Origin of the sequence: Microbacterium sp. zg-Y1090 (assembly GCF_030246945.1) — a bacterium.
In the GTDB taxonomy this organism is placed as follows: Bacteria; Actinomycetota; Actinomycetes; order Actinomycetales; family Microbacteriaceae; genus Microbacterium; species Microbacterium wangruii.
In genome coordinates this window covers 804021-827125 of sequence record NZ_CP126742.1, presented here as the reverse complement: position 1 = coordinate 827125, position 23105 = coordinate 804021, and the positions used below count along the sequence as shown (strand labels likewise).

The following is a 23105-nucleotide window of genomic DNA, read 5'->3' as shown; positions in this document are numbered from 1 at the left end:
TCATGCAGCGCCCGTGGCCGTTGACGATCCGGGGCACCGGTGCCGTGCTGCTGGGGCTGGGATGCCTGCTCCTCGCCTCCGACCAGGGGGTGCCCGAGCTGCTGTACGTCGCGGTGCTGCTGCTGGCCGTCGTGGCGGCGGCCCTGCTGAGTCTGTATGCGGTACGCCGGGCGGATGGAATGACGCGGACCGTGACGCCCGAGGTGCTCACCGTCGGCGGGCAGGCCCGCGTGACGGCGCGGGTGTCGCTGCGCTCGGCGATGGCGTCGAGTCCGGGCACGTGGCACGACACGCTCTCTCCCGGGCTCGGGTGGGTGCGCCCGCCCGCCGGGGACGCCGCACCGGATGCCGGCGGACGCGGCGGGACGACGGTCGTCGCCGGCGGGGCGCGCGGGGTGTTCCCGGCACTCGGATCGAGCCTGCGCGGCGAGCCGCACACCGTGGACGTGGACTACCGCATCGAGGGGACGCGGCGAGGCGTGCACACCCTCGGCCCCCTCGCGGTGTCGTCGACCGACCCGTTCGGCCTGGTGCTGCGCAGCCACACGCTGCCGCTGGTCACCCAGGTCGTGGTCGCTCCCGAGGTCGTCGATCTCCCTGCCCTTTCGGACCTGCCCGGCGAGGCGGGCGGCACTCGGCACACGGCGTCGAACGAGCTCGGTCAGGGCGCCGACAACCTCATCCCCCGCGTCTACGTCGCCGGCGACTCGATGCGCCGCATCCACTGGCGTGCCAGCGCGCACCGCGACGAGCTGATGGTGCGCCAGGAGGAGCAGGAGTCGACGCCCGCCGCGACCGTCGTGCTCGATCTGTCGACCGGGCGATTCAGCACCGACGCGATGCGGGGTGCGGGACTGGATCCGGGATTCGAGCGCGCCCTCAGCGCCTGCGTCTCGGTGGTGTCGCGCCTGGTGCGCGAGGGGTACACCGTCTCTGTGACCGATGCCGACGGTCACCCGCTCGCCGACCCGATCGAGGGCGGCGACCTCACCGCCGTCGAGACCCTCGGCACCGGGTTCGCCACGCTCATCACCCGCCGCGACGACCATCTCGGCGACCTGGTCTCCCGGTTCGTCGGCGCGATCGGCGGCCCGCTGGTGGTCATCGTCGGGCGCTTCGACGCGGCGGATGCGGCGACGCTCGCCCCCGTCGCCCACCACTCCTCCCTGCCGGTGCTGCTGTCGGTCGCTCCCGTGGGAGAGGCGCTCGCGCACGCGGCGGAGCACGGCTGGCATCCCGCCGCCATCGGCCCGGACGACGACCTCGCGGCCGCCTGGCAGGACGCCGTGGACCGGGGGGTGGGCCGTGTCCTCTCCTGACGTCACCCGCCGCGTGCATCGCCGCGCCGACCTGCGGCTCACGGTCGCGGTTCTGGGAGTGGTGGTGGCGGCCATCGCGCCGCTCGTGCGGGTGATCGAGCCCGGCCCTTGGCTGCTGGGGGCCGTGCTGCTGGCGACGGCGCTGCTCGCCGCCGGCTACCTCGCCCGCACGCGACGCGTGCCGGCGGTGGCGGTCACCGGCCTGCAGGCGGGGCTCTGGGCGCTCGCGCTGACAGCGGTGTTCTTCAGCGACACCGCCCTGCTGGGGGTCATCCCCACCCCGGAGACCGTGCGAGAGGTTCCGGTGGTCGTCTCGGCGGGCATGAACGAGATCTTCGTCGGCGCCGCCCCGCTGGATGCCGGGCGGGCGCTGACCTTCCTGCTGATCGCCGCAGCGGGGCTGCTCACGGTCGTGCTCGACCATGTCGTGGTCACGGCGCGGCTTCCGCTGCTGGCCGCCGTCGGGGTGGTGGCGGTGTGGCTGGTGCCGGCGATCGCCGTTCCCCGGGGCGTGGACCTGGCGGCGTTCGCGCTGCTGGCGGTGACGCTGCTCTTCCTGCTGCGCGCTGAGACCCGCACCCGCGAGGTGCCGGCGGCCCGGGCGGCACCGGGCAGGATGCAGACGCCCCCGCAGCCGGCGGGCGTGGGCGCGACGGCGCTGGGGATCGGGGCCATCGCGGTGGTCGTCGCGCTGACGGTCACCCCGCTGCTGCCGACGCCCGCCCCCCGATCCACCGCCGCCGGCATCGGACCGGCGAACACCATCGACCCGTCGCTCAACCTGGGATCGGACCTGCGGCAGCCGGCGAGCGAGCCCGTCCTCAACGTGCGCACCAACGCACCGGTCCCGCCGTATCTGCGCGTGACGACGCTGTCGAGTTTCGACGGCGAGCAGTGGCAGCCCGACCGCATCGGCGCACTGCCCTTCGAGGACGGCACCGAGATCGATGAGATCGAGGTGGATCCCGCGCTGCGGGTGACCGCCTACCGTACGACGATCGAGGTCACGAACCTCGCGTCGGCCTGGCTGCCGGTCTCGTTCCCGGCTGTGGAGGTGGCCGGGCTGGAAGGCGAGTGGCAGTGGATGCCGTACAACCGCACCGTGGTCAGCCAGACGACCAGCTCGCAGGGTCAGTCCTACGAGGTGGTGACCCACCTGCCCCGCCCGACGAGGGAGCAGATCCGCGCGACCGAGGCGGGCGGCACCGCGCTGCGCGATGCGACGTCCGTCCTCCCCGACGACCAGCCGCTGGACGTCATCACCCGCACCGCCCAGGAGGTCACCGCAGGCGCCGAGAACGACTACGACCGGCTGATCGCGCTGCAGAGCTGGTTCCGGGGACCGGACTTCACCTACTCGCTGCGCGCACCGGTGAGGTACGGCTTCGACGGGTCGGGCATCGACGCGATCGAGGGGTTCCTGGCCGAACGCGGCGGGTACTGCGTGCATTTCGCGTCGGCGTTCGCGGTCATGGCCCGCACCCTGGGCATGCCGTCGCGCATCGTCGTCGGCTACCTCCCCGGCACCGGCAACGGCAGGATCGTCGAAGGCCAGACGGAGTATCAGGTCAACAGCGACCAGTTGCACGCGTGGCCGGAAGTCCACTTCGACGGCATCGGCTGGGTGCCGTTCGAGCCGACCAAGAGCCTGGGCACGCCCACGTCCTTCCTGCCCGAGCGGGTGGGGACACCCGAGGACGGCGGCGAGGACATCACCGAAGGGCTGGAACCGACTGCCGCGCCGGCCCGCCCTGTCGAGCCGATCAATCCCGACCTTGCGCCCGACGCCGCCGATCCGGGCGCCTCCGGCGCGGCGACCCCGCAGGGCCTCTCGCTGATCGTGGTGCTGACGCTGCTCGGGCTGCTCGTGCTGCTGTCCATCCCGGCGGTCGCCCGTGAGGTCAGGCGCCGCCGCCGCCTCGCCGCAGCGGCGGGCGGGGATGCCGCGGCCGCCTGGCTGAGCGTGCGGGAAGCCGCGGTGGACCTCGGGATCGCGGTGCCCGCGTCGGAGTCCCCGCGCGCTTTCGGCGCCCGTCTCGTCGCCGAGCACGACGCGCCGGAAGACGCGATGGACGTGCTCGTGGCGGCGATCGAACGTCAGGCGTACGCGCCGGCCGCCTCCGCCGTCGTGAGCGGTGGGCGGGGCGACGCGGCGGGCGGTGCCGATGGCCGCGGGCTTGCGGCGGCCGCGGCATCCGTCCACTCTGCGCTGGCGCGTTCGGCCGCGCGCCGGCGGCGGGCGCTGGCCGTGGTCGCGCCGCGCTCGCTCATCGTGCGACCCGGCAGCACGTACGCCACAGACCGCGTGACAACCTGACCGCGGCGCTGCGGACGCCCCGCCCGCGCCGCCCCCGCTGGCCTGCGACAACAGCACCCCCTCGCACCCGGTAGACTGTCCCGCGGCCCTCCGGGGCCATGGAGGATTCGCCTAGTGGCCTATGGCGCACGCTTGGAAAGCGTGTTGAGTGAAAGCTCTCAGGGGTTCGAATCCCCTATCCTCCGCCACTTCTTCATCCCCCCGCGCCGGGCGCTCCCCGGCTGCGGCATCCCCCCGACTGCCCGTATGCGCGCGAGGATGGACCGATGATCTCCGACACCTCGCCCCCGACGCTCGGGATCCTGGGTTTCGGCAAGCTCGGCCGCACCCTCGCCGGTCTCGCCGATCGGGCCGGGCTGACGGTGAAGGCGGCGGGTTCGGCGCAGCCCGTGCGGCTGCGGATGATGCGCGACGCGCTGCTGCCGGCCGTGCAGCTGGGCTGGGCGGACGAGGTGGCCGCCACCTCGGACCTCGTGATCCTCGCCCTCCCGCTGAGCGCCGTCCACGACCTTCCGGTGGCGGCGCTGGCGGGGAAGACCGTGATCGACGCGATGAACCACTGGCGGGAGGTCGACGGCGATCGCGACGACTGGGTCGAACCCGCACGCTCCACCAGCGAGATGGTGCAGTCCGTGCTGGCGGACTCTCGCGTGGTGAAGGCCTTCAACCACATCGCCTACCGCGACCTCGCCCCGCGCCGGCTGCCCGAAGACGACCCGCATCGCACGGCGATCGCGATCGCCGGCGACGACGGGCCGGCGACGGATGCCGTGGCCGCGCTGGTGCGACGTCTGGGCTTCGCACCCGTCGTCATCGGCCCCCTGGCGGCGGGGCGGCTGATCGAGCCAGGCTCGCCCGCCTTCGGGTCCGCACTCCCCGAGGCGGGATTGCGGCAGCTGCTGGAAGCGGCTGCCCGTCAGCAGCCGTGACCGGGGGCGCCCTCTGCTCACTCCCGGAAGTCCTCCGGCTCGACATCGTCGATGAAGTGCTTGAACTCCTCGATGTTCTCCTCCGCGTCTGCGGTCGCCAGCACGTCGGGAATCCCCGCTTCGAGCAGCACGTCATCGGCGACGAACACCGGCGCCGACGTGCGCGACGCCAGCGCGATGGCATCCGACGGGCGGGCGTCGACGACCTGCGTCCCCCGCGTCGACGACAGGGTGACCTCGGCGTAGAACGTGCCGTCGTCGATGCGGGCGACCTCCACCCGGTCGACCTCGGCGTCGAGCGCCGCGATCATCGAGCGCATCAGGTCGTGCGCGAGCGGACGCGGAGTGACGGCCCCCTCGACCGCGATGAGTATCGACGTCGCCTCCTGCGCCCCGATCCAGATCGGCAGGATCGCACCTTCGCCCGGAAGTGCGTCGATGGGCTTGAGCAGCACGACCCGCTGTCCCTCGGGATCGAGAGCGACGCCGGCCACGCGCACCTGGACCATGGTGCTGCCCTCCTCCCGGCATCCGATCGGACGCTGTTCACGCCCCATCGTAGGCATCCGTCGGCGCGGCGCCACCCGTCCGCGTGATCGCCGACGCCGCGGCGGCGCGACGGGCGTATCGTGACCGCCATGGCATCCGCGAAAGACGACGCCGTCACCGTCGACGCCGACGGGCACGAGGTGCGGGTGAGTCACCCCGGCAAGGTGGTCTTCCCGCAGCCGGGCCTGACGAAGCTCGACCTCGTGCAGTACTACCTCTCCGTCGCCGAGGGGGCCCTGCGCGGCGCCGGCGACCGCCCGATGGTGCTGAAGCGCTTCGTGAAGGGCATCGACAAGGAGCCGTTCTTCCAGAAGCGCGTGCCCGAGAACCACCCCGAGTGGGTCGGGACGGCGACGCTGCGGTACGCCTCGGGAACGAGCGCCGAAGAAGCGGTGATCCGGGATGCCGCGGGGCTGGCGTGGGTCGTGAACCTCGGGTGCCTCGACCTCAATCCGCACGCGGTGCGCGCCGGGAACCTCGATCACCCCGACGAACTGCGCATCGATCTCGACCCCATGCCGGGCGTCGACTGGCAGCAGATCGTCGACGTCGCGTTCGTCGTGCGCGACGTGCTCGAGGACCACGGCCTCGTCGGCTGGCCGAAGACCTCCGGGTCGCGCGGCATCCACATCCTGGTGCGCATCGAGCCGGCGTGGGACTTCGCGGCGGTGCGCCTGGCGGCGCAGGCGCTGGCACGGGAGGTCGCCGACCGGGCGCCGGGGCTCGCCAGCGCGCAGTGGTGGAAGGAGGAGCGCGGCGAGAGCGTCTTCGTCGACTTCAACCAGAACGCCAAGGACCGCACGGTCGCGTCGGCCTATTCGGTGCGCGCCCTTCCCGATGCCCGCGTTTCGACGCCGCTGGGGTGGGACGAGCTGCGGGTGCGTCGTCCCGAGGAGTTCACCGTGCCGACGGTGCGCCGCCGGTTCGCCGAGATCGGCGACCCCCATGCCGGGATCGATGCCGCCGCGGGGTCACTCGACGCGCTGCTGGCGCTCGCCGACCGGCTCGGTCCGGCGGAGCGCGCGCCGCGGGGCGCGGGCGGCGGAGCGGGCCGGCGCGTCTCGGCGATGCCGCTCATCGAGATCGCGCGCGCCGCGACGAAGGACGAGGCCCTGGCGGGGCTGGATGACTGGAAGGCGCGGCATCCGGCTGTCGTGGCGCACCTCTCCCCCGCTGACGTGCTCGTCGACGGCATGCGCGGGTCGAGTTCGCTGTGGTACCGCATCCGGGTGAATCTGCAGCACGTGCCCGAGGACGAGCGCCCGCCCCAGGAGCCCCTCGAGGTCGACTACGACCCGTGGGCCCCCGGTCGTTGAGCGAGCCCACTCCCCGGTCGTTGAGCGAGCGCACTCCCCGGTCGTTGAGCGAGCGCACTCCCCGGTCGTTGAGCGAGCGCAGCGAGACGAAACGCCCCCGCGCCGCACCCCGTTTCGTCTCGGTCGCTCCGCTCCCTCGCTCAACGACCCCCGACCCGGTCGTTGAGCGAGCGCAGCGAGACGAAACGCCCCCGCGCCGCACCCCGTTTCGTCTCGCTCGCTCCGCTCCCTCGCTCAACGACCCGCGGGCCGGTCGTTGAGCGAGCGCAGCGAGACGAAACGCCCCCACCCGAACCCCCGTTTCGTCTCCCTCGCTCCGTTGGCTCCGGACCACCCGTCGGGTGCCCGTGCCGCCTGGGCGGTGTCGGGGATCTGGGGCGGTAAGCCTGGTCGAGCGTGAGCCGGGTGGTCACGGGCTCGACGCTACTGCAGGCGCACCCCACCGCGGCCGGACTGTTGCAGCAGGTCCTCGGCGACCCGCCACAGGCGCTCGGCATCCTGCTTGTTCATGGCGCGGTGAAACGGATGCCGCGCCCGCGGCGCACCCGCGAGCTGCAGCATCCCGGAGGGGGCGAAGAAGGCGCCCTCGTCGGCATCCGCCGTCAGGGCCTGCAGGGCGGGGAGCGCCGCGAGCGGCAGCGGATTGCCGAGGCGGGCGGTCAGTCGAGCCACGGGTGGCGGTGTCCGGCGGCGTATGTCCGGCGCGATCGCCGTCGCGGGGACGACGCCGGGGTGGGACTGGGCGACGGTGACGGCTGCGCCGCCCGTCACCGCGCTGCGCCGTGCAAGCTCGGCACAGAAGAGTGCGAGAGCGAGCTTCGACCTGGCATAGGCGCGCAGGGCCGCGTAGCGACGCTCCAGCTGCAGGTCCGACCAGTCGAGGCGACTGAACGCCACGGCGACGCTGGTCTGCATGACGATGCGGGATCGCTCCGTTCGCAGCGCGGGAAGCAGGCCGATGATCAGGGCGAAGTGGCCGAGGAAGTTGGTCTGGAAGTGCAGCTCGAAGCCGTCTGCGGTGAGGTGGCGTCTGCGGTCGCCGAGGAGCACGACACCGGCGTTGGCCAGCAGGAGGTGTATCGGGGTGTGCTCGGCGGCGAGTCCCGCGACGAGCGCCCGCACCGAGTCGAGGCGGGCGAGGTCGAGGTCGCGCAGCTCGAGGCTCGCGTCGGGGACGCCGCCCCGGATGCTCTCGATCGCACGGGTGCCCTTGTCGCGGTTGCGCACCGGCATGATGACGTGGGCACCGGCAGCGGCGAGCGCGCGAGCCACCTCGAGACCGACTCCGTCGCTCGCACCGGTGACGAGAGCGGTGCGACCGGCGAGGCCGGGAAGGTCGGCGCTGGTCGTCGCGGGCATGGCGTCCCTTCCGTCTCTCAACGGATACCACTTCCGGCCGCGCCGCGCATGCTGTGCGCCGATCCCGCAGACGGGTGCTCGCCAAGCGGCGACGCGGTGGGCGACACTGGCGTCATGACGAGGATCATCGCGGTGCGCGGGGACATCACCGAGCAGCAGGTGGACGCGATCGTGAACGCGGCGAACAACGCCATGCGCGGGGGCGGAGGCGTCGACGGCGCGATCCACCGCGCCGGGGGCCCCGAGATCCTGCGCGAGTGCATCGCACGGTTCCCCGACGGGCTGGCGACGGGGGATGCCGGCTGGACGACCGCCGGCGACCTGCCGGCGCGGTGGGTCATCCACACCGTCGGCCCGAACTTCGCCGCCGGCGAGCGCGACCGCTCGCTGCTGGTGTCGTGCTACCGCGGGTCGCTGCAGGTGGCAGACGAGCTGGGCGTCCGGTCGGTGGCGTTCCCCCTCATCAGCGCCGGCGTGTATGCCTGGCCGAAGGCGGATGCCATCGGCGCCGCCGTCGAGACGCTCGCCGCCGCCGACACGGCGGTGGCAGAGGTGCGCATCGTGGCGTTCGACCCGGCCACCTACGCGCAGGTCGCCGATGCCGTCGCGGCCGCCGTCGCGCGCTGACCGTCACTCCCCCTTCGCCTCCCCTGTCACCGGCGACGCCTCTCGGCGAGCGTTTCATGACAAGCGAGGCGGAGTCGTCGTAGCATCGCGACCGTGGACGAGTGGGTCGGGTTTCTGCGCAACGTCAATCAGGGCCAGCGCGGGCATCCGTCCACGGCGGACATCCTCGCCGCGTTCGCCGATGCGGGCGTGCCCGACGCGGTGACGTTCCAGAGCAACGGCACCGTGGTCTTCCGGGCGGACGATCCCGCCGGCGCGGTGGCCGACGCGGTGCGTGCGTTGGAAGCCCGCACCGGCCTGCGTCGCGATGCCTGCGCGCTGCCGCTGTCGGAGATCTCGCGCATCGTGGATGCGCACGCCGAGCAGCCGGATGCCGCGCGGCGAGAGGTGTCGTTCCACGCCGATGGCCGCATCGACCCCGACGATGCAGAGTTGGCGCGCGTCGCCGCGCACCGCCGGTGCCGGGTGGTGGATGCCGGTGAAGGCTGGGTCGTCTCCGTCAACGAGCGGGCGGGTGAGGGCAATGCCACCCCCACGATCGAGGATGTGACCGGCGAGCCCGCGACCTCCCGCGGGCTGCCGACGCTCGTGCGCCTGCTCGCCCGCTTCGGTGCCCCCGACTGAGCACGACGGGCAGCCGGGGTCAGCGCAGGAGCGCCTCGTAGGGAGCCAGAGCCACGTGGTCTTCGGCACCGCTGCGCAGGTGCGGATCGTCCGTGACCAGCAGGTCCGCCTGCAGCATGGCGACGGCGAGGTACTCCGCCGGGGGTGTGTCGGGCCAGCCGAGCCGCAGGGCCAGCTTCCACGCCGTGGCGCGGGAGACGCGGTCACCGAGAAGGCGGATCTTCAGCTCGGCGAGGCGTTCGAGCCGCGCGAGGGCGACGCGTTCCTCGAGCGCGCCGGCACGCACCTGCTGGTAGAGCAGCGAGAGCGCGTGCGTGCGCAGCACGCTCGGCGCGACCAGGGAGTGCCCGGGGCCGAGCACCGCGTCCTCCTCGATCAGCCGCAGCGCCGTCGGCGCGTCGATGGCGTAGCGGGTCATGGCCCGATGATGCCACCGGGTGTCATCGCTGGCCACGGGGCCGATGTCGGAGGGGTGCCCTAGCGTGTGCGATGCCGGTTCGGGGGGATCGGCGACGGGTGCCGGCTGGGGGGCCGGCACCCACACCCCGGTTCACCACCCCATCGAGCCCGGCCCGCCCTTGAACGGGCCCCGTACCCACGACGTCACCCAGCCGCCGTAGAAGAGGCCGGGCTGCGGCGTCACCGTCTCGCCGTCGACCGCGCACTGGTCCATCGGGTCGACGTACACCGCGACGCGGTCGGCCAGCAGTTCGTAGCCGGGCGAGGGATGCGGATAGTTCCAGGCGGCGCGCGGCGCGACGCGGTCGCCGCCGCGCACGTCGAGATAGCGAGCCGCACCCTTGAACTCGCAGTACGAGCTGCCCTCCGCCGGGACGAGCGAGCCCGGCGCGAACGCCGCGATCGGCAGGTAGTACACCGGCGGGTGACTGGTCTCGAGCACCCGCACGACGTCGGCCGTGTCGACGATGCGGACGCCGCCGAGGTCGATCGTCACGGGGGTGTCGACACGCTCGATGCGGGGCGGGCGCGGGTAGTCCCAGACGGATTCCTGGCCGGGGCCGATGGGGTCGGGACGCGGGTGGGTCATGGCCTCACTGTAGGAATGCGGTGAGATGCGGCGCGAGGGGTTGCGTGACCCGCACGGGTGGTTGACTGTCGCCATGACCGGCATGCCCATGTTCCCGCTGGGCAGCGTGCTGCTCCCGTACACCCCGCTGCCGCTGCGCATCTTCGAACCGCGCTATCTCACCCTGATCGGCCGGCTCCTCGACGAGGAGGACCCGCAGTTCGGCGTCGTGCTCATCGAGCGCGGCCCCGAAGCCGGCGGCGGCGATCAGCGCAGCGACATCGGCACCCTCGCGCGCCTGGTGCGTGTCGCCCCCACCGCCACCGACCTGCAGGTGGTGGCGATCGGCGCGGAGCGCATCCGCGTCGAGCGGTGGCTGCCGGATGACCCGTATCCCGTCGCCGACGTGTCAGAGGTGCCTCCGCTGGAATGGTCCGACGCGCTCACGCCGCTGCGCGACGAAGCCGAGCACATCGTGCGGCGGGTGCTCGCCCGCGCAGCCGACGACGAGAACGTGCGGTGGGATGCCGAGACGGAGCTCTCCCCCGATCCCGTCGAGTCCTCATGGCAGCTGGCGGCCATCGCTCCGCTGGGTGAGCTGGACCGCTTCACCCTGCTGCAGGCCACGACGCTGGGGGGCCTGCTGCGTCAGATCATCGACCTGACCCTCGACATCGAGCCGCTGCTGACCCGCCCTCCCGCCGACGACATCGGCTGATCCGCCACGCCGGCCGTCGCGTTCTCCGATGCCGCCTCACGGATGAGATCCGCTGCCCGCTCGGCGACGACCATGATCGATCCCACCGGGTTCAATGCGGGAATGGTGGGGAACACCGACGCGTCCACGACGCGAAGTCCCGCGACTCCGCGCACCCGCAGTCGATGATCGAGTACGGCGGCGGGGTCGTCGTCCGCGCCCATCGGGCAGGTGCAGGACACGTGGTAGACGGTCTGATGCGTCGCCCGCAGCACGGCCGACAGCTCCTCATCCGTGCTGATGTGGGCGCCGGGGAAGACTTCGCGCCCGATGTGCTGCGCGAAAGGCGCCTCGGCGGCGACCCGGCGGGCGAGCTTGACGCCCTCCACCAGCATCCGCTCATCGCGTCCCTCGTGGTCGGTGAAGTAGCGATAGTCGATGCTCGGTGCCTCATCGACGTCGCCGCTGGTGATCCACACGCGCCCACGGCTGCGGGGCTTGGCGACGTTCGGGGCGAAGGAGACGTTGTCCGCGGGGATGTGCACGCCGAATCGTTCGGCATGCACCGTCCACGAGTGCAGGGGGATATGCGTGGAAATATCGGGCACCGCGCTGTCGGGATCGATGCGCACGACATAGCCGGCGTCCCAGCCCGTGGCGGAGACATCGTCGCGCGGTGTGCGCCCTTCCCACACGATCAGCCCCTCGGCATGATCCTGCAGGTTCTCGCCGACGCCGGGGAGATCGACGACGACCGGCACACCCGCCTCTTTCAGGACCGCGGCCGGCCCGATTCCCGAACGCATCAGCAGCGCCGGGCTATCGATGGCACCGCAGCAGACGATGACCTCCCGCCGTGCCCGCAGCTCACGCGTCCCCTGCGGCGTGCGCACGCGCACCCCCACCGCGCGGCCTTCCTCGATCAGCAGCGTCTCGGCCACCGACTCCAGCTGCAGGTGGAGGTTCGCCCGCTGCACGCCGTGCAGATATGCCCGCGAAGCAGACGAACGCAGGTTCGTGCGCGGTTCGTAGCCGATCTCGAAGAAACCGGCGCCCTCGACGAACTCGGTGTCGTTCCAGGTCTCGCGCGCGGTCAGCCCGAGTGCGGTCGATGCCGCTTGCACGGCGTCTGCGACGTAAGGGTTGCGGTCGGCCGGGTCCACCGGCACGATGCCTGCCTCCAGCCGGTCGAAGTACGGGGCGATCAGGTCGTAACCCCAGCCGTCCACCCCCGCCGCGGCCCACTCGTCCAGGTCGCCGCGCAATGGCCGCCAGCTGATCATGGTGTTCGCCGTGGAGCACCCGCCCAGGATGCGCAGCCGCGCCTGTCGTATGAAGGAGTTCCCGCGCGCCTGCGGCACGCTGCGATAGTCGAGGTCGTACTCGCCCTCGAGCATCTCCGCCCACCGACGGATCTGGCCAGCTCGCTCCTCGGACTCGTCGTTCGGGCCCGCCTCCACGAGGCACACCGTCGCGGCGGGGTCCTCGCTCAGCCGCGCCGCCACGATGCACCCGGCGGTGCCGCCGCCGACGACGACGTAGTCCCAGAGCTGCTCGTCCATGGTCGCCACGCCCGGCTCTCAGCCGTGGTGGATGAGATGGAGGATCTCGGAGTAGTACCCGTGGAACTCCGGGCTCCCGATCACCTCGGCATCGCGCGGACGCGGCAGATCGATCACGTACTCCGCGCTGACCTTCCCCGGGCGCGGCGTCATCGCGATGACGCGATCCGAAAGGAAGACCGCTTCCTCGATGTCGTGCGTGATGAGCATGACCGTCATGCGGTTCAGCTCCCACACCTCGGTGAGCAGCTCCTGCATCGTGCGACGGGTGAGGGCGTCGAGCGCCCCGAACGGCTCGTCCATCAGCAGAACCTCCGGGCCGTAGGCCAGCGAGCGCGCCAGTGCCACGCGCTGCTGCATCCCTCCGGAGAGCTGCGCGGGGTAGGAGTCCTCGAACCCGGTCAGTCCCACCTGCGACAGCACCTCACGGGCGCGGTCGACACGCTGTCGGCGGCTCATCCCCTGTTCGCCCTTGAGCGCGAACACGACGTTGTCCAGCGCGCTGAGCCAGGGCAGCAGAGTCGCGGACTGGAAGACGACGCCGCGATCGCGGCCGGGACCCGTGATGAGCTCGCCACCGAGCGAAGCGGACCCGGCGGTCGGGGCTTCCAGCCCGGCGATGATCGACAGCAGGGTGCTCTTTCCGCACCCGGATGCGCCGACGACGGAGACGAACTCGCGGTCGCCGAGGGTGAGGGTGACGTCGCTGAGTGCCTGCACCTCTCCGAACGTCTTGGTGACGCCCTCCACCTGAACCTTGGGCGTGCGCAGCAGAACCGGAGTGGTCATCACGACCGTCCCTTCAGGTAGCGGAAGAAGCGGCGACCGAGCGCGCGCATGATCTGGTCGAAGACGAGCCCGAGCAGGCCGAGCACGATGACGTAGCCGATGATGAGATCGGTCTCGAGGAACCGCTGGGCCTGGGTGATGCGGTAGCCCATGCCCGACGTGGCCGCGACCAGCTCGGCGACGACCAGCCAGGTCCATGCCCACCCCAGGCTGATCCGCAGCGCGTCCCAGATGCGCGGCAGCGCGGAAGGGAAGACGATGCGTGTGAGGATCTGCCGTGACGACAGCCCGAGGGTCGCCCCGAGATTGCGGTAGGACACCGGCACCCGCCGCACCGCGTCGGCGAACATGAGCACCTGCTGGAAGAACGTGCCGAGGAAGATGATGAGGAACTTCTGCATGTCGTCGGTGCCGACCCAGAGGATCGTCAGAGGCACGAAGGCCACTACCGGCATGTAGCGGATGAAGTCCATGATCGGCTCGACCGCCGCCTCGACGCGCACCAGTGCGCCGCACAGCACGCCGATCGGGATGGCGAGCAGGCTCGAGGCCAGGAAGCCCACCATCACCCGGTAGGTGCTGATGCCCATGTCGGACCACAGCTCGCCGTTGCCGGCCTGCTCGCCGAGCTTCGCCACGACCGCGAACGGCGACGGCAGGAACAGCGGGTTGACGATCCCGGACAGACTCACCGCAGCCCACGCCGCGAGCAGCACGATGAAGGCGACGATCGCCGTGGTCAGGTACTGCCGGCGGGTCAGCGGCCCGGTGGCGGGGCGGGCGCGCCCCGCCGCGCGTGGTCGGCGCGCGGCGGGGGCGTCAGGGGTGATGGTCATCGTGGCACTCCGTGTGGTGTCGATGCGGCTCACGGCGCGTCTTCGACGAACGTCGGGTCGATGAGGGATGCCAGGTCGAGGCCCCCTTGCACCAAGCCGATCGCTGCGGCGACGTCCTGCACGGCGGGCAGCACGGAGGTGAGGTATTCACCGGAGAGCATCGTCTTGTTCTGCGCGAGGGTGAAGAACTTCACGCCGTCGAACGCGGTGGCGAGGGCGTCCACGTCGCTGCCGACGCTCCCGGCGATGATGGCGCGCGCCTCGTCGGTGTCGGACTCGTAGAACGAGATCGCCGGCGCCCACGCGTCGACGATCCGCTGGACCGCCTCGGGGTTCTCGGCGAGGAAGTCGTTGTCCACCGCGAGCACGTCGCTGATGAGGCCCTCCTTCTCGGCCGCGGTGAAGATGGTCTCGAAGCCCTCGCTCGCCTTCTGCGCCTCCGAGATGTACGGCTCGTACGTCACGGCCACGGGCACGCTGCCGCCGATGAGTGCCGTCGCCGCCTCGGACGGGTCCATCGGAACCGGCGAGATGTCGTCGAGGCTGAGTCCGCTCTCCTGGAGCGCGTAGCCGAGCAGCAGGTTGCTGACCGATCCCTCCTCGAACGCGATGCTCTTGCCCGCGAGCTCCGACACCTCGGTGACGGAGCCGTCGGTGAGGATGGCGTCCGCGGCCAGCGAGGCGTCCAGCAGCAGCACGATCGTGATGTCCAGACCCTGCTCGACCAGCTGCAGGGCGGAGTGGCTCGCCATGTTGGCGACCTGGATGCGGTCGGAGGCCAAGGCGGCGCTCATATCGGCGTCGTTCATGAAGTTGGTGATCTTGACGTCGACCCCCGCCTCCTCGAAGTACCCCTTCTCCTGCGCGATGTACCAGGGTCCGTAGCCCAGCCACGGCTGGATGCCCATGCCGACGGTGGGGGTGTCCGACGCTGCGTCGGCGCCGGCGGAGCAGGCGGTGGTGGCGAACAGGCCGGCGCCGATCACCAAGGCTGCTGCTGCACGGAGGGCGGGGGTTCTGCGGGACATGGGGGGTCCTTCCGGTGGGTGGCGCTCGTCGGGTGAAGTGGGACCAGCATCGTGACCCCGTGAGCGCCCAAGCAAATAGCCGTGGGCGAGAGTTTAAATCATCTTTTGTGATGCAATTCCTGCGCAATATCGACGTAACAAATGCGAAATATGAGCGCCGGAAGGTGGGGCCGTCGCCGACGGCGGCCGCGACCGATCGGAGTCCCATGCACACGACGCTCTACACCAACGGCCTGCTCTACCTCGGCGAGGGCCGCTTCAGCGAGGGCGCCGTCCTCACCCGCGGTGACCGGATCGCGGCCGTGCTCGCAGCGGGCGATCCGCTTCCCGCCGCCGACGAGACCGTGGACCTCGCCGGCGGGACGCTGTTGCCGGGGTTCCAGGATGCGCATGTGCACCCCCTGCTCGCCGGGCTCCAGCTGCTCTCGATCGATCTGCACACCGTCCACGACCGCGGCGGGTACCTCCGTCTCATCGGCGACTACGCCGCAGCGCACCCTGAGCTCCCCGTGCTCAGCGGCGGGGGCTGGTTCGGCGACGTCTTTCCCGGCGGCTTCCCCACGGCCGCCGAGCTGGACGCGGTGGTGCCGGACCGCCCGGTGGTCCTGCACAGCCATGACGCGCACGGCGCGTGGGTGAACACCGCCGCGCTGCGGGCGGCGGGGATCGATGCAGGCACCCCCGACCCGGTCGGCGGACGCATTCTCCGCGACGCCGACGGGGCGCCGACGGGCATGCTGCTCGAGGCGGCCACCGCGCCGGTGACGGCGCTCCTGGCCGAACCCGACCTGCCGATGCTCGCCCTCGCCCTCCGCGCCGCGCAGCAGCGGCTCCACGCCGCCGGGATCACGGCATGGCAGGATGCCGCCGTCGGGCCCTCCGACCTCGGCCCCGACGCGCTGCCGGTGTACGAGCATCTCGACCGCGAGGGCTTGCTCACCGGCCGCGTCGTCCTCGCGCTGTGGTGGGATCGCGAGCGCGGCGTGGAGCAGATCGCCGAGCTGATCACGACCCGCGAACGCCTGCGCGCGAGCGCACGGCTGGACGCCGGCACCGTCAAGGTCATGATCGACGGGATGGTCGAGAACCACACCGCCGCCATGCTCGAGCCCTTCACCGGGCACCCCGACGACCGCGGCATCCGCTTCATCGAGCCGGCCGCGCTGGCCGCGCTGACGGTCGCCCTCGACGCAGCCGGGTTCCAGATCCACTTCCACGCCGTCGGCGACGCCGCTGTGCGCGACGCGCTGGACGCGCTGGAGGCGGCGCGGCTGCACAACGGGCGGTCCGGCAACCGCCACCACATCGCACACCTCGACCTGGTGCACCCGTCGGATGCACCGCGCTTCCGCGAGCTCGACGCCACGGCGAACGTCACCGCACTGTGGGCGCGCAGGGACAAGGAGATCATCACCCGCAAGCTCCCGCTGCTGGGCGACGACCGGGCGGGGCACCACTTCCCCTTCGGCACGCTGCGGCGCCACGGCGCCCGCATCGTCGGCGGCAGCGACTGGCCGGTCACCGCGCCCGATCCGCTGTGGGCGGTCAAGACCGCCGTGACCCGCACGGGCGTCGCGGAGGACCCCCACGCGATCGGAAACGAGGTGCTCACGGTGCCGCTGCTGCCGGACGAGGCGATCCCGCTGGGCGTCGCGCTCGACGCCTACCTCGCCGAGGCGGCGTTCATCAATCGGCTCGACGGCGAGACCGGCACGCTGCGTGTGGGCGCGGCGGCCGATCTCGTCTGGGTCGACCGCGACCTGCGCCACGTCGACGAGCTCGGCTCGGCGGCCGTCATGCGCACCGTCGTGGGCGGGAAGCTCGTCTACCGCGCCGACTGAGCGGCCACGTCGACGGGCGGGCCCGCAAGCGCCGCCACCGCCCGCCTGCATTCCTCGGCGAAGATCTCGGCCTTGCGGGTCACACGGGTCCCGGCGCTGCGGCGCGCCAGCACGAGGTCCAGCGGACGCGTGGACTCGCGGATGCCGAGCCGGTGCAGCTCCGTGCCGGCGTACGTGTGCCCGAGCTTGGGCTGCTGGTTGAGCAGCGTGAAGCCGTGGCCGCTGGCGACCATGGCTCGCACCGCCTCGAAATTGGTGAACCGGTAGCGCACCGACGGTCGCAGGCCCTGATCGGCGAAGGCCTGCAGGAAGTAGTCGCGGCTGGCCGGAAGGTCCAGCAGCACCATGGGCTCGTCGACGAGCTGCGAGAGGCTGACCGTCTCCTGCCCGGCGAGCGGATGGTCGCTGCTCACGGCGGCGTACAGCGGGACCTGCGAGAGCACCTCACGGTCGATGTCGGGTCCGAGGCCGAGGTCGTACGTGAGCGCGATCTCGATGGACTGGTCCAGCAGCGCCTCCTCGATGCGGTCTGCGGTGAGCTCCGACACGTCCACCTGCAACTCGGGGTAGGCGTCCTCGAGGCCGCTGATGATCGGCGGCAGGTAGAACGGCGCGAGGGTCTGGAAGCAGCCGATGACGATGCGCCCGGCGGTGTTCTCCGGTTTGAGCGCCATCACGGCGTCGTCGACGGCGGCGAGGATGCCGCGCGCCCGCTGCAGGAACTGCGCGCCCTGCGGCGTCAGCTGCAGCCCTTTCGCCCTGCGACGGATCAGCAGCTGCACCCCGACCGCGGCCTCGAGGTTCGCGATCGATGTCGACACCGCGGACTGGGCGACGAACAGCTCGTCTGCCGCCCACGTCATGCTGCCGAGCTCAGCGGCGGCGACGAAGTAGCGGAGCTGGGTCAGGGAGACGTCTGCTCGAGCGGGCTGTCGCATGGGGACCTCGTATTTCCGATAGGTTTCAGCGATATTGCCAAGCCTTTGCATACGAATACTAGATGCAAAAGCGCGCGCCGGGCTATTTGCTTTGCCGGAACCGCTGTTCCCAAACTCATACCGTCCCCCGTTGCTCCCACCGAAGGCTCCCCACCATGGCGCTCGTCCCGGATCGCGGCCCCGTCGCAACCCGTCCTCTCCCGCTGCTCCCCACTCGCGAACGGGGGTGCGCGCGGTGATCGAGAACGTGGAGGTCGTCGTCGTCGGGGCCGGGCAGGCCGGCGTGGCGATGAGCGAGCACCTCACTCGCGCCGGAGTGACCCACATCGTCCTCGAGCGCGGCCGCATCGCGGAGCGGTGGCGCTCGGAGCGCTGGGACTCCCTGGTGACCAACGGGCCAGTGTGGCACGACCGCTTCCCGGGCCTGAGCTTCGCCGGGCTCGCCCCCGACGCGTTCGCGACCAAGGACCAGGTCGCCGACTACTTCACCGAGTACGCGGCCCGGTTCGACGCCCCCATCCAGTGCGGGGTGGAGGTGCGGGCGGTGCGCAGGCTCACCGGACAGCCGGGCTTCCGGGTCGAGACCTCGGCGGGGACCGTCGAGGCACGCTACGTCGTGGCGGCGACCGGCGCGTTCCAGCAGCCGGTCATCCCCGCCCTCATCCCCGAGAATCCCGCTGTCGTGCAGTTGCACTCGAGCGCCTACCGCAACCCCGCGCAGCTTCCCCCCGGAGCGGTCCTGGTGGTCGGCGCCGGCTCGTCGGGTGTGCAGATCGCCGCAGAGCTGCAGCGATCCGGTCGGCCCACGTATCTGTCGGTGGGCCCTCACGACCGGCCGCCCCGCAGCTACCGCGGCCGCGACTTCGTGTGGTGGCTCGGCGTCCTGGACAAGTGGGACGCGGCGACCCCGCCGCAGGGCGCCAAGCACGTCACGATCGCCGTCTCCGGCGCCGACGGCGGGCACACCGTCGACTTCCGTCGCCTGGCCGACGACGGCGTCACCCTCGTGGGGCGCACCATCGCCCACCAGGACGGGCTGGTGACCTTCGCGCCGGATCTGGCCGCCAACATCGCCGCCGGCGACGCGTCGTACCTCGCCCTGCTCGACGAGGCCGATGCGTACATCGCACGCAACGGGCTGGACCTGCCGGAGGAGCCCGAGGCCCGCGTCATCGGCTCCGATCCGTCCTGCGTCACCCATCCCCTCGAGGACCTGGATCTCGAGTGCGCCGGGATCTCGGCCGTGGTGTGGGCGACCGGCTTCGCGGCCGACTACAGCTGGCTGCCGGAGGGCGCGCTGGATGCCGACGGCAGGCCCGCTCACCGTCGCGGCGTCTCCCGCGAGGCCGGCGTCTACTTCCTCGGGCTGCCGTGGCAGTCGCGCCGCGGCTCCAGCTTCATCTGGGGCGTCTGGCACGACGCCAAGCACGTGTGCGATCACATCCAGATCCAGCGCAGCTACCTCGCGTACCCCGGACCCGACGCCGGCCACGACGCCGCCCCCGCCACGGCGGCTGCCGTGCCCCTGGAATCCGCCGCCGCAGAGATGGAGATCACGCGATGACCGCTCACACCCGCATCCGCCCGTTCAACACGAAGGTCACCTACCCCGAGCAGGACCTCGACAACGACCTGTGCCAGGCCGTTGTGGCCGGGGGCGTCGTTTACCTGCGCGGTCAGATCGGACAGGACCTCGACACTCGCGAGAGCGTGGGCATCGGCGACGTCGAAGCTCAGACCGAGAAGGCGATGGCCAATATCGACCTGCTGCTGCGCGAGGCCGGGTCCCGGCTGGAGGACATCGTGAAGGTCGTCGTGTACCTCACGGACATCCGCTACCGGGAGACGGTGTACCGCACGATGGGCCGCTGGCTCAAGGGCGTCCACCCCGTCTCGACGGGCCTGGTCGTCGAAGCCCTCGCCCGTCCGGAGTGGCTCGTCGAGATCGACGCGACCGCCGTGATCAGCGACCCGGCCGACGACCACACGGTGACGCTGTGACGCTCTCGCTCGCAGCCCGCGACGCCGACGGCGCGTTCGGCATGGTGATCGCCTCCTCGAGCCCCGCCGTCGCTTCACGCTGCCTGCACCTGGCTTCGGGGGTGGGCGCTGTCGCGTCGCAGAACGTCACGAACCCGGCCCTCGGCCCGGCGGCGCTGCGTGCGCTCGCCGACGGTGCGCCCGCCTCCGATGCGCTCACTGCGGCCCTCGCGTCCGACACCCACGGCGACTACCGGCAGCTGACCGTGGTGGATGCCGCTGGGCGCGTCGCCGTGCACTCGGGGTCGCGTGCGCTCGGCATCCACGGGCACCGGCTGGGCGAGGGATGCGTCGCCGCCGGCAACATGCTCGCGGGCGACGACGTGCTCGAGCAGATGGTGGCCGGGTTCACCGCCGCGGCCGGGTCGTTCGAGGAGCGGCTGCTGGCCGGGCTCGAAGCGGCGCAGGCCGCCGGCGGCGAGGCCGGACCGCTGCGTTCGGCCGGACTGGCCGTCGTGTCGGATGCGGCCTCGTGGCGGGTGACCGACCTGCGGGTGGACGACCACGCCGAGCCGGTGGCGGAGCTGCGCCGCCTCGTCGGCCTCTGGCTCCCCCAGAAGAGCGACTACCTCATCCGCGCGATCGATCCCTCGGCGGCACCGTCGTACGGCGTGCCGGGCGACGAATGAGCACGTCAGCGGTGGAGCTCAAACGGTGGGCGGCCGACGCGGTGGAGGACCGTCGCGGACTCGTCGTCGGCATCAGCCGCGCGCTCCATGCCGACCCCGAGACCGCGTTCGACGAGCACCGGGCTGCCGCCCTGCTGACGGACGCGCTGGCGGAGCTCGGCATGACCGTGAGCCGCGGTGCGGGCGGCCTGCCGACGGCCTTCACCGCGACGACCGGGACGGGTTCGCTGCACGTGGCGATCGTGGCCGAGTACGACGCGCTCGCCGGACTCGGTCACGCATGCGGTCACAACGTGATCGCCGCGGCCGCCGTCGGCGCGGCATCCGCGCTGGCGCCGCTCGCGGACGAGCTCGGGCTCACGCTCACCGTGGTCGGCGCCCCGGCGGAGGAGGGCGGCGGCGGCAAGGTGATGCTGCTCGAGGCCGGCGTGTTCGACGGCGTGGACATCGCCATGATGGTGCACCCCGGGCCGGCGGACTCGGTCTATGCCCGCCCGCTGGCCGTGGCGCACCTCGACGTCGCGTACCGCGGCCGCGAGACGCACGCCGCCGCCTACCCGACGCTGGGCATCAACGCCGCCGATGCCTTCACTGTCGCCCAGGTCGCCATCGGCCTTCTGCGTCAGCAGCTTCCGCCGAGCGTCCGCGTCCACGGCATCGTGCGGGAGGCCGGCAGCGCCCCCAACGCGATCCCGGGGTCGGCGCTGGGCAGCTGGTACGTGCGGGCCGCGACGCTCGAGGAGCTCGAGGAGGTCTACCCCCGCGTGATGGCGTGCTTCGAGGCCGGCGCCCTCGCGACGGGGTGCACGGTGGACCTCCAGGAGACGAGCCATCGGTACTCGGAGTTCCACAACGACGAGGACCTCGTCGCGGCCTTCGCCCGCAACGCCGCCGCCCGCGGCCGCGACATGGATCTCGACGAGGTGCGGCCGGGCGGGATGAACACCGCGTCGACCGACATGGGCAACGTGTCGCGGGTGGTCCGGGCCATCCACCCCTACCTCTCCATCGGGTCCCTCCCCGCCGTCAATCACCAGGAGGCGTTCGCCGACGCCGCCGGCACCCCCGCCGCGGAGGAGGCCGCCGTCGAGGGTGCGATCCTGATGGCACAGACCGTCATCGACGCCGCCCGGCACCACGACTCCCCCCTGCCCTGTCCCGAAAAGGAGCACACCCATGCCCACACACGCTGAGTGGTCCGCGCTGGCCGAGACCGTCCCCTTCCGCACGCAGGCGTTCATCGACGGCGTCTTCGTCGACGCCGCCGACGGCGGCACCTTCGACACGGTGAATCCCGCCACCGGACAGGTTCTGGCCAGGGTGGCCCGGTGTCGCGCGGCCGATGTCGATCGCGCCGTGGTCTCCGCTCGACGGGCATTCGACGACGGGGCATGGTCGCAGGCGTCCCCCGCAGAGCGCAAGACGGTTCTGCTGGCCCTGGCCGACGCGATCCGCGCGGCGGGCGATGACCTCGCCGTACTCGACACCCTCGACGGCGGCAAGCTGATCTCCGACACCTCCACGATCGACGTGCCGGGCAGCGCCGCCATCCTGCAGTGGTACGCGGAGGCGATCGACAAGCTGTACGGCGAGGTCGCACCGGTGGCGGCTCCCGACCTGGCGATCGTGACCCGGGAGCCGGTGGGCGTCGTGGGCGCAGTCGTGCCGTGGAACTACCCGCTCGAGATGGCGATCTGGAAGCTGGCACCTGCGCTGGCTGCGGGGAACAGCGTCATCCTGAAGCCGGCCGAGGAATCGCCTCTGTCAGCCCTGCGCCTTGCGGAACTCGCCGTCGCGGCCGGGCTGCCCGCGGGCGTCCTCAACGTGGTGCCCGGGCACGGCACGGAAGCCGGGCAGGCCTTGGGGCTGCACCCCGATGTCGACGTGATCGCCTTCACCGGCTCGACGACGGTCGGGAAGCTCTTCCTCGAGTACGCCGGCCGCTCGAACATGAAGGCGGTCTGGCTGGAGTGCGGCGGCAAGAGCGCCAACATCGTCTTCCCCGATGCCGCCGACCTCGACCTGGTCGCGGATCGCGCCGTGGCGGGGATCTTCTCGTGCAGCGGACAGGTGTGCTCGGCCAACTCCCGACTGCTGGTGCACCGATCGATCGCCGACGCGCTCATCGAGCGCATCGCCGCCCGCGCACAGGCCCTCGCCGTGGGGGATCCGATGGATCCCGCGAGCGCGATGGGCCCGCTCGTCAGCGCCGGTCAGCTGTCGAGGGTGCTCGCCCACGTGGCCGCCGCGAAGGAGGACGCACGCCTGGTCACCGGCGGAGAGCAGCTGCACGCCGACTCCGGCGGGTTCTTCCTGGCGCCGACCGTGTTCGCCGACACGCCCGTGGACAGCGCGCTGTGGCGCGAGGAGATTTTCGGCCCTGTCCTGGCCGTCTCCGTGTTCGACGACGAGGACGAGGCCGTGCGACTGGCCAACGACAGCGAATATGGACTCGCGGCATCCGTGTTCACCGACGACATCCATCGCGCCCTCCGGGTATCCCGGGCGCTGCGCGTGGGCACCGTCTCGGTCAACACCGTGGACGCCCTGGATGTGACCACCCCGTTCGGGGGCGTCAAGCAATCCGGGTTCGGCCGCGATCTCTCCCTGCACGCCCTCGACAAGTTCACCTCCCTCAAGACGACCTGGTTCGCCGGCCGCTGACCCCCTGCCGCCCC

At 71.8% G+C, this 23105-nt stretch carries 22 protein-coding genes and 1 tRNA gene; 14 read left to right on the top strand and 9 right to left on the bottom strand.

The features are described 5' to 3' along the window. Positions 1–2 precede the first annotated feature (2 nt). The 4 genes from QNO26_RS03860 (at position 3) to QNO26_RS03845 (ending at position 4565) form a co-directional block, all read left to right on the top strand. Positions 3–1319 (top strand): DUF58 domain-containing protein, encoded by a 1317-nt coding sequence (locus tag QNO26_RS03860; RefSeq protein ID WP_257525913.1) that lies wholly within the window; start codon positions 3–5, stop codon positions 1317–1319. Further along, positions 1306–3636: a transglutaminase TgpA family protein gene (locus QNO26_RS03855; protein ID WP_257525914.1), complete on the top strand. Its 2331-nt coding sequence runs from the start codon at positions 1306–1308 to the stop codon at positions 3634–3636. The genes QNO26_RS03860 and QNO26_RS03855 overlap by 14 nt, the downstream gene beginning before the upstream one ends. 100 nt (positions 3637–3736) lie before the next feature. After that, positions 3737–3824 (top strand) — tRNA-Ser (locus QNO26_RS03850). A 78-nt stretch (positions 3825–3902) separates the two neighbouring features. Then, positions 3903–4565 (top strand): NADPH-dependent F420 reductase, encoded by a 663-nt coding sequence (locus QNO26_RS03845; RefSeq protein ID WP_257525917.1) that lies wholly within the window; start codon positions 3903–3905, stop codon positions 4563–4565. Positions 4566–4582: 17 nt separating this feature from the next. On the opposite strand, the gene QNO26_RS03840 is transcribed toward QNO26_RS03845, so the two are convergent. Then, positions 4583–5074, bottom strand: coding sequence for a bifunctional nuclease family protein (locus QNO26_RS03840; protein WP_257525918.1), 492 nt, complete (start codon positions 5072–5074; stop codon positions 4583–4585). Positions 5075–5203: 129 nt separating this feature from the next. Between QNO26_RS03840 and ligD the strand changes: the two genes are divergently transcribed. After that, positions 5204–6430: a non-homologous end-joining DNA ligase gene (gene ligD / locus QNO26_RS03835; protein ID WP_257525919.1), complete on the top strand. Its 1227-nt coding sequence runs from the start codon at positions 5204–5206 to the stop codon at positions 6428–6430. A gap of 423 nt (positions 6431–6853) precedes the next feature. Here ligD and QNO26_RS03830 read toward each other — a convergent pair whose 3' ends face one another. Next, positions 6854–7789 (bottom strand): SDR family oxidoreductase, encoded by a 936-nt coding sequence (locus QNO26_RS03830; protein ID WP_257525920.1) that lies wholly within the window; start codon positions 7787–7789, stop codon positions 6854–6856. Positions 7790–7903: 114 nt separating this feature from the next. Between QNO26_RS03830 and QNO26_RS03825 the strand changes: the two genes are divergently transcribed. After that, on the top strand, positions 7904–8416 hold the full coding sequence (locus tag QNO26_RS03825) for an O-acetyl-ADP-ribose deacetylase (protein WP_257525921.1): 513 nt from the start codon (positions 7904–7906) through the stop codon (positions 8414–8416). 93 nt (positions 8417–8509) lie between these two features. After that, positions 8510–9040 (top strand): DUF1697 domain-containing protein, encoded by a 531-nt coding sequence (locus QNO26_RS03820; RefSeq protein ID WP_257525922.1) that lies wholly within the window; start codon positions 8510–8512, stop codon positions 9038–9040. A 19-nt stretch (positions 9041–9059) separates the two neighbouring features. Here the strand turns inward: QNO26_RS03820 and QNO26_RS03815 are convergent, their stop codons facing one another. Then, a complete protein-coding gene (locus tag QNO26_RS03815; RefSeq protein WP_257515828.1) occupies positions 9060–9458 on the bottom strand; it encodes a PIN domain-containing protein in 399 nt (132 codons plus the stop codon). Between the two features lie 132 nt (positions 9459–9590). After that, a complete protein-coding gene (locus tag QNO26_RS03810; RefSeq protein WP_257525923.1) occupies positions 9591–10088 on the bottom strand; it encodes a DUF427 domain-containing protein in 498 nt (165 codons plus the stop codon). A gap of 73 nt (positions 10089–10161) precedes the next feature. Here QNO26_RS03810 and QNO26_RS03805 point away from each other — a divergent pair, with 73 nt between their 5' ends. Continuing rightward, entirely contained in the window at positions 10162–10785 is a 624-nt protein-coding gene (locus tag QNO26_RS03805) for an LON peptidase substrate-binding domain-containing protein (RefSeq protein WP_257525926.1), read from the top strand. On the opposite strand, the gene QNO26_RS03800 is transcribed toward QNO26_RS03805, so the two are convergent. The 4 genes from QNO26_RS03800 to QNO26_RS03785 are packed head-to-tail and all read right to left on the bottom strand — an operon-like array spanning position 10716 to position 14979. Beyond that, positions 10716–12326: a GMC family oxidoreductase gene (locus QNO26_RS03800; protein WP_257525988.1), complete on the bottom strand. Its 1611-nt coding sequence runs from the start codon at positions 12324–12326 to the stop codon at positions 10716–10718. The genes QNO26_RS03805 and QNO26_RS03800 overlap by 70 nt on opposite strands. An 18-nt stretch (positions 12327–12344) precedes the next feature. Continuing rightward, positions 12345–13115: an ABC transporter ATP-binding protein gene (locus QNO26_RS03795; RefSeq protein WP_257525927.1), complete on the bottom strand. Its 771-nt coding sequence runs from the start codon at positions 13113–13115 to the stop codon at positions 12345–12347. After that, positions 13115–13951, bottom strand: coding sequence for an ABC transporter permease (locus tag QNO26_RS03790; protein WP_257525928.1), 837 nt, complete (start codon positions 13949–13951; stop codon positions 13115–13117). The genes QNO26_RS03795 and QNO26_RS03790 overlap by 1 nt, the downstream gene beginning before the upstream one ends. 29 nt (positions 13952–13980) lie before the next feature. Continuing rightward, entirely contained in the window at positions 13981–14979 is a 999-nt protein-coding gene (locus QNO26_RS03785; RefSeq protein WP_257525929.1) for an ABC transporter substrate-binding protein, read from the bottom strand. Positions 14980–15185: 206 nt separating this feature from the next. Here QNO26_RS03785 and QNO26_RS03780 point away from each other — a divergent pair, with 206 nt between their 5' ends. Beyond that, a complete protein-coding gene (locus tag QNO26_RS03780) occupies positions 15186–16820 on the top strand; it encodes an amidohydrolase (protein WP_257525930.1) in 1635 nt (544 codons plus the stop codon). Here the strand turns inward: QNO26_RS03780 and QNO26_RS03775 are convergent. Continuing rightward, positions 16805–17758, bottom strand: coding sequence for a LysR substrate-binding domain-containing protein (locus tag QNO26_RS03775; protein WP_257525931.1), 954 nt, complete (start codon positions 17756–17758; stop codon positions 16805–16807). The genes QNO26_RS03780 and QNO26_RS03775 overlap by 16 nt on opposite strands. A 235-nt stretch (positions 17759–17993) precedes the next feature. Between QNO26_RS03775 and QNO26_RS03770 the strand changes: the two genes are divergently transcribed. The 5 genes from QNO26_RS03770 to QNO26_RS03750 are packed head-to-tail and all read left to right on the top strand — an operon-like array spanning position 17994 to position 23091. Continuing rightward, on the top strand, positions 17994–19322 hold the full coding sequence (locus QNO26_RS03770; RefSeq protein ID WP_257525932.1) for a flavin-containing monooxygenase: 1329 nt from the start codon (positions 17994–17996) through the stop codon (positions 19320–19322). Further along, positions 19319–19759, top strand: coding sequence for a RidA family protein (locus QNO26_RS03765; protein ID WP_257525933.1), 441 nt, complete (start codon positions 19319–19321; stop codon positions 19757–19759). The genes QNO26_RS03770 and QNO26_RS03765 overlap by 4 nt, the downstream gene beginning before the upstream one ends. Then, positions 19756–20427 (top strand): DUF1028 domain-containing protein, encoded by a 672-nt coding sequence (locus QNO26_RS03760; protein WP_257525934.1) that lies wholly within the window; start codon positions 19756–19758, stop codon positions 20425–20427. The genes QNO26_RS03765 and QNO26_RS03760 overlap by 4 nt, the downstream gene beginning before the upstream one ends. Then, positions 20424–21620, top strand: a complete 1197-nt coding sequence (locus tag QNO26_RS03755; RefSeq protein WP_257525936.1) for an amidohydrolase — start codon at positions 20424–20426, stop codon at positions 21618–21620. Before QNO26_RS03760 ends, QNO26_RS03755 begins: the two co-directional genes overlap by 4 nt. Next, on the top strand, positions 21604–23091 hold the full coding sequence (locus QNO26_RS03750) for an aldehyde dehydrogenase (RefSeq protein WP_257525937.1): 1488 nt from the start codon (positions 21604–21606) through the stop codon (positions 23089–23091). The genes QNO26_RS03755 and QNO26_RS03750 overlap by 17 nt, the downstream gene beginning before the upstream one ends. Positions 23092–23105 lie beyond the last annotated feature (14 nt).

Bases quoted from the DNA above. Each gene is read 5' to 3' on its own strand.
- QNO26_RS03810 (WP_257525923.1), bottom strand. From the start codon at position 10,088: ATGACCCACCCGCGTCCCGACCCCATCGGCCCCGGCCAGGAATCCGTC.
- QNO26_RS03765 (WP_257525933.1), top strand. From the start codon at position 19,319: ATGACCGCTCACACCCGCATCCGCCCGTTCAACACGAAGGTCACCTAC.
- QNO26_RS03830 (WP_257525920.1), bottom strand. From the start codon at position 7,789: ATGCCCGCGACGACCAGCGCCGACCTTCCCGGCCTCGCCGGTCGCACC.
- QNO26_RS03775 (WP_257525931.1), bottom strand. From the start codon at position 17,758: ATGCGACAGCCCGCTCGAGCAGACGTCTCCCTGACCCAGCTCCGCTAC.
- QNO26_RS03840 (WP_257525918.1), bottom strand. From the start codon at position 5,074: ATGGTCCAGGTGCGCGTGGCCGGCGTCGCTCTCGATCCCGAGGGACAG.
- QNO26_RS03825 (WP_257525921.1), top strand. From the start codon at position 7,904: ATGACGAGGATCATCGCGGTGCGCGGGGACATCACCGAGCAGCAGGTG.
- QNO26_RS03790 (WP_257525928.1), bottom strand. From the start codon at position 13,951: ATGACCATCACCCCTGACGCCCCCGCCGCGCGCCGACCACGCGCGGCG.
- ligD (WP_257525919.1), top strand. From the start codon at position 5,204: ATGGCATCCGCGAAAGACGACGCCGTCACCGTCGACGCCGACGGGCAC.
- QNO26_RS03845 (WP_257525917.1), top strand. From the start codon at position 3,903: ATGATCTCCGACACCTCGCCCCCGACGCTCGGGATCCTGGGTTTCGGC.
- QNO26_RS03785 (WP_257525929.1), bottom strand. From the start codon at position 14,979: ATGTCCCGCAGAACCCCCGCCCTCCGTGCAGCAGCAGCCTTGGTGATC.
- QNO26_RS03860 (WP_257525913.1), top strand. From the start codon at position 3: ATGCAGCGCCCGTGGCCGTTGACGATCCGGGGCACCGGTGCCGTGCTG.
- QNO26_RS03815 (WP_257515828.1), bottom strand. From the start codon at position 9,458: ATGACCCGCTACGCCATCGACGCGCCGACGGCGCTGCGGCTGATCGAG.
- QNO26_RS03780 (WP_257525930.1), top strand. From the start codon at position 15,186: ATGCACACGACGCTCTACACCAACGGCCTGCTCTACCTCGGCGAGGGC.
- QNO26_RS03795 (WP_257525927.1), bottom strand. From the start codon at position 13,115: ATGACCACTCCGGTTCTGCTGCGCACGCCCAAGGTTCAGGTGGAGGGC.
- QNO26_RS03750 (WP_257525937.1), top strand. From the start codon at position 21,604: ATGCCCACACACGCTGAGTGGTCCGCGCTGGCCGAGACCGTCCCCTTC.
- QNO26_RS03800 (WP_257525988.1), bottom strand. From the start codon at position 12,326: ATGGACGAGCAGCTCTGGGACTACGTCGTCGTCGGCGGCGGCACCGCC.
- QNO26_RS03755 (WP_257525936.1), top strand. From the start codon at position 20,424: ATGAGCACGTCAGCGGTGGAGCTCAAACGGTGGGCGGCCGACGCGGTG.
- QNO26_RS03805 (WP_257525926.1), top strand. From the start codon at position 10,162: ATGACCGGCATGCCCATGTTCCCGCTGGGCAGCGTGCTGCTCCCGTAC.